Raw genomic sequence first — 14551 nt, 5'->3', positions numbered from 1 at the left:
ATCGCTTACTTACAATTCAAGTATATGATCCGGGAAAACCCCATTCTATAATAAGCTTAGTATGAAACTCATGAGTCACCTTCTTGCTAAACCAATCGACCCATACTAGGATCCGCAATATAAAAGGACTAATTAGTATATCCGAGCGCATATACTTGTTATTTGGGTCATTGGCCCAGCACGATCGAACGGATCGTCTCAAGCGGCAGCTTCGGCTGCCGGTCATAGGTCAACAAGCCGTTGATCTCCTGTTCGACATCCGTTATCTGCGTATAGCAGAAGCCCTGTACGAGCGGCGAACGCTGCAGGGCGCCAAAAACAGCCCGCAGCCGCTTCTCCAGGTCCTCCTCGCTGTTGGCGCCGGAGTATCCCCAGCCCTCCCACTCGCTCCGCTGAAAGGAAATGCCGCCGAACTCCGTGACAAGGACGGGTTCTCCGGCGTAAGCGTAGCCGCCGACATGCATCTCCCGCTTCTGGGGCGCATCGGTTGCCCCTTCGATGGTGGAATACCGGTCAAGGAGCACGCGCTCTCTCCACTCGTAATCATGAACGGTATACAGATCGGATTTGACATGCTCCCAGCCGTCATTCGATATAACCGGCCGGCTGGCATCCAGGGATTTGGTCAGGTGATACAGCGTCATCGCGTGATGCTGCTGCTGCGCATCGACGAGAATGTTAGGCACGCCCCAGCTCTCGTTCATCGGCACCCATACGACGAGAGACGGGTGATTATAATCGCGCCGAATCGCCTCCTGCCACTCCTGCGTCATTCTCTCGACATACTGCTCGGAATAAGCGTAGGCGTTAGCCATTTCTCCCCACACGAGCAAGCCCATGGCGTCGCATAAATGAAGAAACAGCGGATCTTCGATCTTCTGATGCTTGCGCGTTCCGTTGAAGCCCATCGCCTTGGTCAGCTCCACATCCCGCTTCAAGGCTTCGTAGCTCGGTGCGGTCATAATGCCGTCCGGGAAATACCCCTGATCCAGCACTAACCTCATATAATAAGGCCTGTTGTTCAGACATAGCCTGCCGTTCTCCACCGACACTTTGCGCATGCCGAAATAGCTGGCGACCTGATCGACCACTTCCCCGTCCACCTTGATCGTAAACGCGACGTCGTACAGGTTGGGACGCTCGGGAGACCACCAGCGGCCAAGTCCGTGGTCATTGTAGTCGTGCAGGGCAATCGTTCTCGTCAAGCTGGCATGCGTAAGCTGCTGCTCGTCTTCGGCAACCAGCTCATCGCCAAATGTGATTTTGGTGAGCAGCGTTGCTTTGCCTCGCACTTCGTTCAGACCGTCTATAAAGTATTGAATTCGGATCTCATCCCGATCGATGTCCGGGTCGAACTTCACCCGCCCCAGCGACACGGCAGGCAGGGCCTCCAGCCATACCGACTGCCAAATTCCCGTCGTTCTCGTATAAAAAATGATCTCGCTCTTTTCTTTCCAATACTGCTTCCCCCGCGGCAGCGTAACATCCCGGCTGTAGTCCTCCGCCCGGACGACAATCACGTTGTCTCCCGCATGAAGCGCAAATCCGATATCGGCCGAGAACGGCGTATGCCCTCCCTCATGCCTCGCGACGAGCACACCGTTCACCCATACAGCGGCGCTGTAATCGACGGCTCCAAAATGCAGCATCAGTCTGCGGCCATTCCAGCTCTCGGGACATTCAAAGGCTTTGCGGTACCAGACGATATCATGGAAGGCCAAGTCTCCGATCCCGCTCAGCTTGCTTTGGTAACAGAAAGGAACAGTGATTTTTCTGGAGAAGGGATGACCTTTATACCAGCCCTCTTTAAAGCCAACGTTGTTATCGTCGAACTCGAAGTCCCATTCCCCATTCAGACTCATCCACGTCGCTCGGACGAACTGCGGCCTCGGATATTCTGCTCTGATCGCTTCTTTTTCCAACTTTCCAACCTCCGCTTCTGATTCTCATGATCGCGTATGCATTCGTGTATGCGCTTTCCATCAAGCGACTTTATCATACTGACTAGTGGGCATATTATTATATATTAAACTTAGTATATTTTCGGGAGATGCCGAAAATATAAACTTTGACAACGCTGTTCATTCACCGATATGATAATGTTAACAATTTTTAGGTTAGTATATTTTTCGTAGGAGTTGGCTCATTTGAGCGATAAGAAATCAACCTTGGCGAACAATAAGTCGATTCCCTTATATAAGCAGATCGCCATCCACTTAAGAGAACAGATTATGTCCGGCAAGCTGCGGCCCGGCGACCGCGTCCCTTCCGAGAAGGAAATCGCAAGCTACTTCAACGTCAGTCAAATCACTTCCAAGCAGGCTCTCTCCCTGATGAGCGACGAGAATCTCGTCATCCGGCTGAAAGGAAAAGGAACCTTTGTCGCCGGTAGAAACGGCACGGATATTTTGCAATCCATCCATTCCGGCTTCAACGGCATCGTCGGCATCATTTTCCCATCGATCACGATGCCTATCGAGAGCATGCTGTTCTTCCAGGTTCAATCCCGCCTGCATGAGAGAGGCTATCAGACGCTGATCCGGGTGACAGAGGACATTATGGATAAAGAGGTCGAGGCAATCCGGATGTTCCAATTGTTCGGCGTGCGCGGATTTATTATCTTTCCGGTCATGGAGGAGAATTACAACGAGGAAATATTAAAGCTGTCTCTTAACCGGTTCCCGCATGTGCTGGTTGACCGTTACCTGCCCAGCATTACGAACAGCAGCGTCTCCTCCGACAATATTTATGGGACGATGGATGTCGTCGATTATCTGCTGGGCGAGGGTCATCAGCACATCGCGCTTATTACGCAGGCAGATTCCAATACGAATACCCGGGAACGCGAGACCGGCTTCGAGAATGTTTTTCTTGAGCGGGAGCTGCCGATCGACAAGAAGTATTGGCTCTACCTCAAGCGGCATACGAAGCAGGACGATGAAGGGTTGAAGGAGAAGATCAAGACGTTTTTCCAGGCTTATCCGGAGATTACCGCGGCCATCACCATCGATACCGTTCTCGCCCGCCTCGTCTATGCATCGGTCTATGAGATCGGCAAACGGATTCCGGACGATCTCACGCTCATATCGTTCGACGACCCCAAGCTGCCCTTTGTTCCGTACATCGTGCAGGACATTCCGGCGATCGCGGAGAAAGCCGTCGATATGATCATCCAGCAGATGGAGGGCAGCTATATTCCACGGCGCGAGACGGTGCCTGTGACCTTCATCCGGGATGTGCGGTATCCTACGCCAGAAGGGCTGTAGCTTGAAAAAACGTCGTTGCGGTTATTGGGAGTCCGATGGCTGAGGTGATATTTTTCCGAACCGGATCTCCACCCGATGTCCGCCGGCGTCACGCGGAATGGAGTTGACGGCCGCTACCTCGTCTGTGCCAGTCTGGTATAGGCTTGCCCATAAATATTGAGGGAACGTTCCGTTCCACGGAGCGATCGGATTCAGCTCCCAGCTCGCGCCATCGTCTATACTCATGGAAACTTCATTTGAATTGGAGGTCAGGAGCAGGCTGCCATCCTTCATTGCGGCGATATAAGGCCCTCCGGATTGAACCGGCACCTGTGTCCCGATTCCGGGCTCCCAATTCACGCCATCGTCCGAGCTTTTTACAAAAATATTGCAGTTATACGTGCCGCATACCTCGAAGGCAACCACATATTTGCCGTTCTTCAATCGGCTTGCTATCGGCATTCCCGGCCTTGCTGCCGGATCGTCCGGCGTCCATGCGACGAATATTTCCTCGCCCCAGGTTTTTCCGTTGTCCTTCGAGATTTTCTCCGAGATCGTCTGGCTGTATACGGGTGTCTCGGTTACATGCTTCTCGTTCGCGTAAAACACGGCTAATTCACCTTTGTCGAGCAGTTGAAAGTACGGCTCATATACCCCTTTGTCAGGATCGCCCAGGCTGCCGGGCGTACCTTCATTGGCATCGATCTCACTGAGCTTTTTCCAGGTACGCCCCTTGTCCGTGCTCTTGTACACCGGCAGCCGATAAGATTCCTGCCATCTGACGGATCGGCCGGCGAGCAGCAGATCGCCGTTTTTAAGCTTTACAATTTGCCCATTGTCCATATCTCTGCCCGGTTCGCCGATGACCGATACCGCCTTCCAGCTTCTCCCTTTATTTTGGCTTATAGCGACCTCGAGCGATGTGCCGCCCTTCTCATCCGCGAAGTAACCTTGATTGCGGTATACCGTATAGACCATAATCCACTCTTTGTCGGACAGCTTGGTCATTCTGGCATACTCGGAACCGAAGCTTCCCGGAGACACATGACGGACGTCCTCGGAAGCGCTCTCAAACAAAGGATCGTCATTGACCACGACTGTATGATCTTCCCAATCGATAACGAATTTCTCCGGCGCATGCGCTTGATCGGCCGTACTGCAGGCAGTCGACAACAGCAGCATAGAGACAATCAGTGATGTGATAACAAGCTTCAACGCGTTTTGGTTCAAAACGGCGCCCCCCCACGTAGTAGTAATATCCATACCTACGTTTAATTGTAAACACGATTGTAAGGGGGGTTATATACCAAGCTTATATGTTATTAGGATGAACTTGCTTCGATTCGATGGGAGGCGGGCCGAAGGCACTGCATGGCCAGAGCGACGGCAATGCCGATCTGGTCAAGACGCGTTAGGGTTACAAGTCAATCATCCAGCCCTTTTCCGTTAAAAATATGCGGCAAATATTTTTCGATTCTGGACGTTCGCGTCTTCGATTGCTTGGGCGAAGAAAAATGCAGAAGGTACGCTCGCTGCCGCCCCGGCGTCAATGCTTCGAACGCCGTCTTCAGGTCCGGAAGCTCGACGAACTTATCCTGCAGTTCTTCAGGAATCGTGTACTCCGTATTCTTTTTATATTCAACTTGCAGACCGGCTTTTTCAACTGCAATGGCTTCATCGATATAGGACTTCACGATTAGCTGCATCTCTTCTATTTCTTGCACATTGGTGAATCGGATCTGGCGCGCCGCCTGCACATTTTTCGTTTGCTGGACGAGGATGCCATGGGGATCTGTTAACAAGGCGCCTTTGTGGAACAGCAGCGCGCAATATTCCTTGAATCCGTGAATTAAGACAACGTTGCCGCCCTGATACGTGTAGCACGGATGCATCCATTTAAAATCTTCAGTCAGTTCGCAGTCGAGAACGATGCCTCTCAGCAGCTCGAACTCTTCCTTCCACTTGTTAAGCTTATTAAAATACGGATCGATATTCGGATTTCTCTCTCCTGTCGGCATCAAGGAACGCCCCTTCTCCATTATTCGGGAAATCAGGCTATCATTTTTCACATTTGTCAGTCCGTCGGAGCCTCCACGCGCACCAAGCCCTTGAAGGTGTAGGCAAGCAGCGGCTTGCCCGCCAGGAGAAGTCCGTAATCCTCGCACTCTTCCCGGAAAGCGAGCCAATCCTCCCCGTTAAAATGCTGAATCGACGCTCCATTGCCTACGTGAATGCAAACCATATAGGATGCTCCCGTGCCGGTGCGGCATTCGAGCACATAATGCTCCGCTGCCTGCCGCCCCTCCTGTACATAGGTGGTAATGCACGCTTCCTTCACCGGCTCATCTCCGGCCGACATGATGCCTGCCGCTTCGGGAGACAGGAGCGATTCGCTCATCAGCCCCTCGAGCCCTTCCCCGACGAAGCGTTCCGCTTCAGCGAACGAGTTGATTTTCCTCATGGCCAGCTTCATCTCCATCCCCGGATTCTGCCATTTATTATACCGTATCGGGCATCATTCAGCCCGCGCGGCCTTCCAGATCGCTTGGCCGCCTAACACTACGAGGCCGTTTTCTTTTCTTTTGGCGGCGTTTATCATCGCTTGGGCCAATATTTCCGTGGGCAGCGGCCTTTGGGTGCGCAGCATGCCGATTTTGTTCAGATAGCCAATGAATTTCACACCGGCGACTTCCGCGGCCCGATCGCTATTTTTCCGTACCAATACAGGCGGGTTAAAGATCGTCAGCTTCTCAAAATCCAGCGCCTTGACGGCTGCCTCCAGCCTGCCCTTCATTCTCGTGTAGAAGAAGCGGGACTTCGGCGAAGCAAAACCGGAGGATACCAGCACATGATGCTGCACACCGTTATGTCTGGCCGCCCCGGCAAACTGATACTGGTATTCATAGTCGATTTTCCACTGCGCTTCTTTGCTGCCTGCCGCTCTCAGTGTCGTCCCCAGGCAGGAGAACAATACGTCCCCCTTCACCAGCTGCCTCCACTGCGCCGGCTGATCGAAGTCAATCACATGAACCTGCAGCTTCTCGTGCCGGAGATCAGGGGCTCGTCTAACAAAAATATGTATCTGCCGAAAGGAATCGTCCCGCAGCAAAGCGTTCAGCAGGTCTCTACCGGCAGCTCCCGTTGCACCGATGATTATTGCGCGCATGTTGACCCTCCTGGATAAAGAAATAGGACCGATACTCGTAAAAGCGATCCGGATCATTCCTCGAGCAACTCGCCCCATACCTTGTCCCGGTTATTCAAAAACCGCTTGGTCACGATATAATGCAGCGCGTCCTCGTACCGGATCGCCCGAATCGGGGTCTCGTCAAAGCAGATAGATCGCCCGCTTGCCGAATCTGTGCTTGAACCCCGACCAGAAAAGTAACGTTCGACGTAAACGCCAGCGACGTCAAATGCCGTATCGCGGGAATACGAAAGGCCGTCAGTGCTATGCATCATATTTTACCATCCGGCGATGATTGTTTACGAATTATAATAATTTTGTGCTATGCCGACCGAGGGCTGCTACTCCAGAGACCAATCGGCTGCGGAAGCCGTCGGCCTCGCCAAAAAAGCCGTCCCGGCATCGCGTTCGCGGTGCGGAGACGGCCCGACACGGAAATATTGTCAACGGCATTAATATTCCTTATTGACGATGCGAACTATCATCGGCATTAACAAACCGATGCGCGGCCTTGTCCAGCAGCTGGTACAGCAGGGTTCTGGCATGTCCGCCAAGCCCGATGTCGTCCATCGCCTCGCGCATGCATGTCAGCCAGGCATCGGCGCGCTGCGGCGTAATCTCGAACCGCTCGTGCATAAGCTTCATATTGCCGAAGCCGTACTTGTCCGTATACAGCGCCGGCCCGCCGGTGAACTGCGTGAGGAACAGCTGCTGCTTGGCCTTGATCGGCTCCACCCCGTCGGGGAAGAGCGGCCGCAGCTCCGGGTGACGGTAGACGCGGGGATAGAACGCTTCGACGAGCTTCTCGACAGTCCCGGCGCCGCCGATCTGATCGTACAAGCTGCCGAGTCCCGACCCGCTCCCAGCATATCTGGGTTCCTGCATAGCCATCTTTGCATTCACGCTCCTAACGTTCCTCGGCATAACGTTCGTCGGGCAGCCGCGTGAGGGTCACATAGAGACGGACGGGATCGGGACCGGTATTCTCAAAGGAAAAATTCACCTCGCCGCCGCACATCACCGCATCCTCCGCCGCGACGGGGATCGCGCGCTGATCGAGAACCAGTTCCCCGCTGCCTTCCAATACGAGCAGATACAATGTCGAGCCCGGATGACGATGCGCCGGCAGCCGCTGTCCCGGCAAAAAGTGAAGCACAAAGGTCACGCTGGCATCCGTCTTAAACAGCACGCGCTTCGTAAATGACTCGGGATTGTATGTCTTCACCGTACTGAGCGAGATCTTGTCCACGGTACGTCCTCCTCCGCGGCTCCGGCGAGCCGGTTTGTCATGCTTCACGCTTATTGTATCAATATGCGTCGGCGCAGCTTGTGATTTGAATCACAATCCCGGTCGCGGACTGCTACCGCGCAAAAATGCAGGATAGAGCCTCTCTCGTAGGCAACATATAGTCGACCGGCGGTATCTATCTAGCACCACACAATATGAAAAAGCTGCCGATGCGCTCGGCAGCCTGATGCGGAAATGCGATTGAATGGTGATAGCCTGCCAAGCGCCGTTAACGCGCACCCTTCGGCAACGTATGCAAGCCTGCGCCGTCCTTGGCGTTCAGCTCGGCGATGAGCTTGTCGCCCTCGACGTCGAGATTCGGCAGCAGACGGTCGAGCCACCTCGGCAGCCACCATGCCCGGTCGCCGAACAGCGCCATGACGGCCGGCACAAGCGCCATGCGGACGAAAAACGCGTCGATAAGGATGCCGAGCGCGAGCGCGAACCCGATGTGCTTGATCATGATGTCATGCGTGAAGATGAAGCCCGCGAACACGGACACCATGATCAAGGCGGCGGCCACGACGACCCGGCTCGCCTGATCGTAACCGTGGACTACGCTCTCGCGGCCGCGGTGGCCGTGCACATAGGACTCGCGCATGGAGGAGACGAGGAACACCTGATAGTCCATCGCAAGGCCGTACAAAATTCCCGTAACCATAATCGGCATGAAGCTCATGATCGGACCGCCCGTATCGAAGCCGAACAGCGTGTGCAGCCAGCCCCACTGGAACACCGCCGTCGTCAGACCGAACGTCGCCAGTACGGACAGCAGGAAGCCGACGGTCGCCTTGATCGGCACGAGGACCGACCGGAAGACCAGGAGCAGGATGATCAGCGAGAGCACTACGATGATGCCGACATAAATCGGGAATACCTCGGCCAGCTTGGCGGACATGTCGATGTTGATCGCGGTGAAGCCTGTCACGCCGAGCGTGACGCCGTTGTTCTTCGCGATCGGCGAATCGGCGGCGCGCAGCGCCTTGACCAGCTGCTTGGTCGCCCCGTCGGTCGGACCCGTAGCCGGAATCACGCTCAGGATCGCGACATTGCCTTCCTTGTTGAGTCCGAGAGGCGACACGACCGTGACATTGTCGACCTGCTGGATATCCTGGACGAGCTTGCCCAGCGTCTGCGGTGCGATCGTCCCGCCGGCCGCGGCGGGTTCGGCGACGATGACGAGCGGACCGTTGTAGCCCTCGCCGAAGCCGGCGGAGATCGCGTCGTAGCTCTGCCGCTGGGCGGTGTCCAGGTTCGCGGTCGCGCCGGACGGCATGCCCAGATCCATCTTGGCCACCGGAATCGCCGCCGCGCCGAGGATGACGACGACGCCGACGATGACCGGCCAGCGGAACTTGACGACGCCCTTGACCCAGCGGTCCGCGACGCCGTGTTCCTTGACCTTGGCCTTGGCGCGGTTCTTGTCGCGCGCCTTGGCAGAGCAGATGCGCTCGCCCACGAGGCCGAGCAGCGCCGGCAGCAGCGTGAGTGCGATCAGCACGTTGAGGAACACGGTCACCGCAGCGACGAGCGCCATCATGCTGAGGAAGGAGATGCCGATGACGAGCAGCCCGCACAGGGCGATGATGACCGTCAATCCGGCGAAGAACACGGCACTGCCCGCAGTGCCTACCGCACGGCTGGCAGCCTCGCGCGCCGACAGTCCCTGGTCGAAAATGAGACGGCGCTGACGGTTCACGATGAACAGCGCATAGTCGATGCCGACGGCCAGACCGACCATCAGCGCGAGCACCGGAGTGACCGAGCTCATGGCGACGAAGCTGGAGATCGCGAAGGCGCCGCCTACGCCGATCCCGACGCCGAAGAGCGCGATCACGATCGGCAGGCCGGCGGCGACGACGGACCCGAGCGTCATGACGAGGACGATGACGGCGATGACAAGCCCATACACCTCGTTGGCGCCCATCGGAATCTCCGTCTGCTTGAGCGAATCGCTCGGCAGCGTCCGGATGCCCGTGCCGCTCTCCGCCCGCTCGATCGCCTCGACGACCGAGTCGGTGACACCCTTGGGCAGCGAGTTCTGCTGCACCGTGAACTGGAATTGGAACAGCGCGACGCTCCCATCGGACGAGATCAGCATGCCGGGCACCGGCGCCCCGTCGATGACAAGCGGGCCATAAGGCGGCGCGGCCGCTCCGGCGGTCTGCGCGGAGGCATCGCCCGCAGCGCCGCCGGCTTGCGTCGACGCGTCGCCCGCTGGCGCCGTCGCGCCGTCGGATGCGCCCCCGGCCTGCGCGGCCGCATCGCCCGCGCCGCCGCCCGCAGCGGCGGCCAATTCGGCCGGATTGATCACATACTCGAGGCCGTATACCGTGTTCACCGCATTGCCGATCGCCTTCAGACGCTCTGGCGTATCGAGGCGCTCTCCTTTTGGCGCAGTGAACACTACGCCCGCTTGGCCGCCCGACGCTTCGGGCAGCTCCTTCGCCAGCTTGTCGAGCACCTTTTGCGAAGCCGTGCCCTCAATCTTCATCTCCGAGCTGACGTGCATGCCGTTAACGCCCAGCATCGCCAGGACGATGCCGAGAATCAGCACCCAGCCCATGATAAAGGCCCATGGCTTGTCGTAGGCGGCTTTTCCGATCCTGTACAGTAGTTTGGACATAATAGTGGGGTCTTCCCTTCCATGTAGGTTCAGCTCGCGTTAGAATCCGTGGCGCAAATAACCGAATACCGTATCCAAATATTGATCAAAGGGCGTCGCCTCCGAGGCCTCCGCCGCCGCATGGCCCGGGAGCGACACGGGCAGGCTGCCGTCGAGGATCGGGACGACCGCCCCGAACACCGCGCCGATGAGAATGTGATAGTATCCTTCCGGATAACGGTCCTTGAACAGCTCGCTCAAAGCCTCCTGCGCCCCCGTCTGCAGTCTGTGCAGCACGCTCAGCATATAAGGCTCCAGCGTCGGATGCTCCTTGGCCAGCGACATGAGCTCGCGCATCTTCCACAGCAAGCCCGCCGTGAACTGCATGCGCATCCAGCGGTACAGCGCGTCCAGCGGGGCCGTGCTCGGCGGTATGTTCAGCACCTCGGCCTCGTCGACATCGCCGAAGGTCAGCGCCGCCATCGCGACCGCTTCTTCCTTGCATGCATAATGGTTGGCGAACGTTCGCCTGGAATAGCCGGCCCGCTGCACGACATCCTCGACGACGAAGCCGCCCAGCCCCCGCTCCCGCGCCAGCGCGAACGCAGCCTCCGCCAGTGCGGATGCTGTCGCCTCCCGCTTGATATCGCGCAAGCTTTGTTTCATCATCATCGTTTCATGCACCTCATTTCCAATACCGTTGTGGCGTCATAAGAATTAGGCTACATTATTGTTGCCCAATGTGCAACTTTACTCATCGTGCAATGATACACATTGGGCAACGAATGTGAACAAAAAGTGAACGGCTTCGCCTTTGGTCGAACAACGGGCGCGGACAACAATATTGACTGAAGATCATCCTGCAAACGTGCAGGGTCGCGCTGCGTAGGGGGAAGTCGCGTGCTGCTTTCTTGCCAATTGAAAAGGCTCCCTCGCGGGAGCCTCTACAAGGCAGGATGGACACCGGCGCACCCTTCCGGGGCGCAAATGCGGGGGCTGCCGGCCGCAGCCTTGGCGTAGGCGGACCGCCGCGATTCGCCGGCTTGGCTGGCTTTATTGCGGAGCTGCCGCAGCCCCGATCCGCCGCAGCCGCAGCATGTCCGGCTCGCCCCGCAGCAGCACCGGCTCGTGCGGGCCGAGCGCCGCGCGGCGGGGCCGGCCGTGCCGCACGAACAGGAAGCCCGCAGGCGCCTCGAGCACCTCGTATTCGCCGGGCTCGAGCGCCAGCAGCCCCCAGGCGACGGGGGCGCCGTCGAGATCGCGCCAGCATTCGAGCGCAGTCTCGCCGACCGCGCCGTCGATCTCGGTCGGCAGCGACGCGGGCGGGAGCGGCCCCGGCAGCGGCGCCTCGTCCAGCCGGAAGGCGTGCTGGCCCTGCTCCAGCCGCAGCGTCAGACGGCCTGGCGGCGACACCGCCGTCCAGTGCACGCCGTGGCTGCGCACGCGCGCCGCCGGATCGCCGCCCGCGGGCAGCTCGCGGCCGCTGCCAAGATCGCGCAGGCGGACGCCCTCCGGCGCCGCCACGCACATATCGCTCTCGCGGCCCGCCGACACGGACAGCCGGCCGTCGCCCCAGGCGACCGTCGCGGGCGCATCGCTCTCGCAGACGACGACGCCGTCCCGCTCGGCCCGCGTGCCGTGCACGAGCAGCAGCGAGCCGCCCGAGACGGCCAGCGCCGCGCCGTCGAAGCGGTACCCGCCCGTGCCGCTGTCGGCCGCGCCCGTATCAACCGTGCCGGACGGCTTCGTCCGCACGTAGAGCACGGCGCCCCCTTCGAACGCCAGCCGGATATAGCCGTCGTGCTCGCTCGACGCGACGGCCGCTTCCGACGCGCCGCCGTCCAGCCTGTAGGGCGCCAGCGTCGCGACCAGCAGCGCGGCGTCCGTCCTCGGCGTGGCGAATACCGCATGCACCTGCGACTGGCCGGCGGCCCAAGCGACCGGCGTCGCCGCCTCCCCTGCGGGATCGAGGAACCGGGTCTCGATCGCCGCCGTGCAGCGGCGCGCATCCGGGCCGTGCAGGCGAACCTGCAGCCCGGCCTTCCCCTTCTCGATCGTCGCGCCTGCACCGTCACGATCGAGCGTCAGCCGCTCGTCGGCGTGGAGATTCCACTCGAAGGAGAGACCCTCCGGACCGGACGCGGCCAGATCGTCGATGACGACGAAGACGGACGGCTTCATATAGACGATATGCCGCAGCGCGCGGGACAGCTCGCCGCCCCGATAGGCCGCCGCCGCGTCGCCAGTCGCCGCGTCGAAGGCGGGATGGGACGCGAAGCCGACGATCCGGCCCTTGGCGTCGAAGTCATCGATCGGCTGTCCCTGCCGCCCGTCGAACGTGATCGCGTTGGCCGAGTAGGTCCGCTTGGTGAATCCCCGGTGATGGACGCTGTTATAGTAATCGTAGTAACCGCTCTTGATCGCGAGCGCTTCGCCGAAGGCATGAATCATGTAGCCGTTCTGGTCGGCCTGGCTGTGGCTGTAGCTGCCGTACGGGCTCGACTTGAAGTAGAGCGAGAGCCGCTCTGGATCGGTCAGATCGCTGTGCATGGCGACGAGGCCGGTCGTCTCGAACCACTTGGCGTGCGGCAGATCGACCGGCGGCCGCGGCGCGATCCTTTCGTCGCCGTAGAAGTAATCCTGCAGGCCCGGGGCCGGCTTGTCGCCGATCGCCCGGGACGCCCATTGCAGGCGCGGATCGCCGTACATCTGGGCCAGCCGGTTCAACAGGCCGATGCTGGGCCAATCCGGCGTGTAGTGGCTATCGTTGCCGAATACGCCGGTGGGGCTGCCGTGCGGGAACATGTAGACCGGGTACAGCCCCTCGTGCCGCGAGAACGCCTTGGCGTACAGATCGATCGCACCCGCGCTCAGCAGCACGTCCATCAGCTCCTTGTTGGAGCCGGACGACCACTGCCAGTAGCCGGTGCCCTGCGACCAGGAGCCGTCCTCCCCGCCCCACGGCGGCAGCAGATTGACGAAGGCGGGCACGGCGCGGCGCACCCAGCCTTCGGCCTCGGGGATGTCGTGCAGCATGATCGTGCCCATCAGCCCGATATAGCCCGCGATCGTCCAGCCGTGCGAGTCGAACGGGTACTGATAGATCGGCTGGCGATCCAGATAATGCTCGATCAGCACGGCGATGCGCGTCCGCACCATATTCTGCACGGCCTGCCGCTCCTCGGACGAGAGCAGATCGTACAGCCAGTCGTAGGCGATCGCCGAGCGGTAGGCGACGGCGCGGTGCACCTGGTCGTTGATGTCGAACCGGGTGGCCGCTTCCGGATCCCAGGAGGCGAAGTTCAGCAGATGGGCCTTGGCATGCTCGCCGATCGCGCGGTCGCCCGTGATCAGATAGACGAAGGCCGATTGGAGCAAATGGTCGAGCGCCGTATCGGCATACTTGCGCAGGTCCTGCAGCGCCTTGACCCATTCCGGCGATACGCTGGAGATCGACCGGTCCATGTACGGAAAGGTCGGGTCCGGCGGCAGCGGCTCGTCGAGCCGCGACAGCACCGATGCCATGACGCGCTCGAACACCGACTTCGCGATGCCGTGCCGGCGCCGTTCGCGGAAGGCGGCGAGCTGTCCCGGGTTGGTCCACACCCGCGGGTGAGCGGTCTCCATGCGCGCGAGCATCTCGTCGATCGGCGGCACGGGAAACGGCACGCTCCCCTCCGCGATCCGGAATGTCCGCACCTCACTCCACTCGGACCATCCCGCCTCCGGCTTATGGAACCGCACGCGCCAATACCAGGTTCCTTCATTTAAAATTAAGGGAAAGTTATAGAAGTTGAGCGCCGGTTCTGCGGCTGACGGTTCTGCGGCTGAGGTTGCATCGCCGTCCATGAAGGCGTCCCGCGTTAGCTCCAGCCGGTACCGGTCCGCGCCGGGCACGAAAGGCCAGCTGAAGTCGGGCGGGTTCTGCGTCGTGACCAGCGCATCTGCCGGGCGGAACGGAAGATTGGCGTTCGCCATCAGCTCGGCGGGCCAGCCGCCGGCCGTCTGCCCGTCCCGCTCCGGAGACGGCTGCCGCTGCGCTGCGGAGCTTGATTGCCTGTTTGCGTTTTCCATGACATAATCCTTTCCTGATCCGTCGTCCAGCCCCATCGTAAACGCCGGCATCGGAATCCACAATTCAACAATCTGCAGATTTATGCACGATGGACACCATTTGCCGGGAGGGTGCTACAAAATCGGCGCGGCATCCGTCTTATCAGCGAGAG

12 protein-coding genes are annotated in these 14551 nt (G+C 59.2%); 1 reads left to right on the top strand and 11 read right to left on the bottom strand.

Going from position 1 to position 14551, the window contains the following annotated elements:
• Positions 1 to 167 precede the first annotated feature (167 nt).
• Positions 168 to 1862: a glycoside hydrolase family 2 protein gene (locus VQ071_RS23365; protein WP_340516735.1), complete on the bottom strand. Its 1695-nt coding sequence runs from the start codon at positions 1860 to 1862 to the stop codon at positions 168 to 170.
• Between the two features lie 285 nt (positions 1863 to 2147).
• On the opposite strand from VQ071_RS23365, the gene VQ071_RS23360 reads away from it, so the two are divergent.
• Positions 2148 to 3266: a GntR family transcriptional regulator gene (locus VQ071_RS23360; protein WP_340516650.1), complete on the top strand. Its 1119-nt coding sequence runs from the start codon at positions 2148 to 2150 to the stop codon at positions 3264 to 3266.
• A 21-nt stretch (positions 3267 to 3287) separates the two neighbouring features.
• Here the strand turns inward: VQ071_RS23360 and VQ071_RS23355 are convergent, their stop codons facing one another.
• The 10 genes from VQ071_RS23355 to VQ071_RS23310 form a co-directional block, all read right to left on the bottom strand.
• Positions 3288 to 4475: a sialidase family protein gene (locus VQ071_RS23355; RefSeq protein WP_340516648.1), complete on the bottom strand. Its 1188-nt coding sequence runs from the start codon at positions 4473 to 4475 to the stop codon at positions 3288 to 3290.
• Between the two features lie 194 nt (positions 4476 to 4669).
• A complete protein-coding gene (locus tag VQ071_RS23350) occupies positions 4670 to 5263 on the bottom strand; it encodes a YdeI/OmpD-associated family protein (protein ID WP_340516734.1) in 594 nt (197 codons plus the stop codon).
• Positions 5264 to 5319: 56 nt separating this feature from the next.
• Positions 5320 to 5706: a hypothetical protein gene (locus VQ071_RS23345; RefSeq protein WP_340516647.1), complete on the bottom strand. Its 387-nt coding sequence runs from the start codon at positions 5704 to 5706 to the stop codon at positions 5320 to 5322.
• Positions 5707 to 5760: 54 nt separating this feature from the next.
• Positions 5761 to 6468: an NAD(P)H-binding protein gene (locus VQ071_RS23340; protein ID WP_340516646.1), complete on the bottom strand. Its 708-nt coding sequence runs from the start codon at positions 6466 to 6468 to the stop codon at positions 5761 to 5763.
• Positions 6465 to 6707, bottom strand: a complete 243-nt coding sequence (locus tag VQ071_RS23335; protein ID WP_340516645.1) for a hypothetical protein — start codon at positions 6705 to 6707, stop codon at positions 6465 to 6467. Before VQ071_RS23335 ends, VQ071_RS23340 begins: the two co-directional genes overlap by 4 nt.
• Positions 6708 to 6894: 187 nt before the next feature.
• A complete protein-coding gene (locus VQ071_RS23330; RefSeq protein WP_340516644.1) occupies positions 6895 to 7323 on the bottom strand; it encodes a globin domain-containing protein in 429 nt (142 codons plus the stop codon).
• A 16-nt stretch (positions 7324 to 7339) separates the two neighbouring features.
• Positions 7340 to 7681, bottom strand: coding sequence for a cupin domain-containing protein (locus tag VQ071_RS23325; RefSeq protein ID WP_340516643.1), 342 nt, complete (start codon positions 7679 to 7681; stop codon positions 7340 to 7342).
• Positions 7682 to 7949: 268 nt separating this feature from the next.
• On the bottom strand, positions 7950 to 10346 hold the full coding sequence (locus tag VQ071_RS23320) for an MMPL family transporter (RefSeq protein ID WP_340516642.1): 2397 nt from the start codon (positions 10344 to 10346) through the stop codon (positions 7950 to 7952).
• Positions 10347 to 10385: 39 nt separating this feature from the next.
• Entirely contained in the window at positions 10386 to 10997 is a 612-nt protein-coding gene (locus VQ071_RS23315) for a TetR/AcrR family transcriptional regulator (RefSeq protein WP_340516641.1), read from the bottom strand.
• 381 nt (positions 10998 to 11378) lie between these two features.
• Entirely contained in the window at positions 11379 to 14399 is a 3021-nt protein-coding gene (locus VQ071_RS23310) for a DUF4962 domain-containing protein (protein WP_340516640.1), read from the bottom strand.
• Positions 14400 to 14551 lie beyond the last annotated feature (152 nt).

The sequence above is a fragment of the Cohnella sp. 56 genome (genome assembly GCF_037963805.1).
GTDB lineage: Bacteria > Bacillota > Bacilli > Paenibacillales > Paenibacillaceae > Cohnella.
Note: the sequence above shows the minus strand (reverse complement) of the source record. Positions and strands in the feature narration are given on the sequence as shown.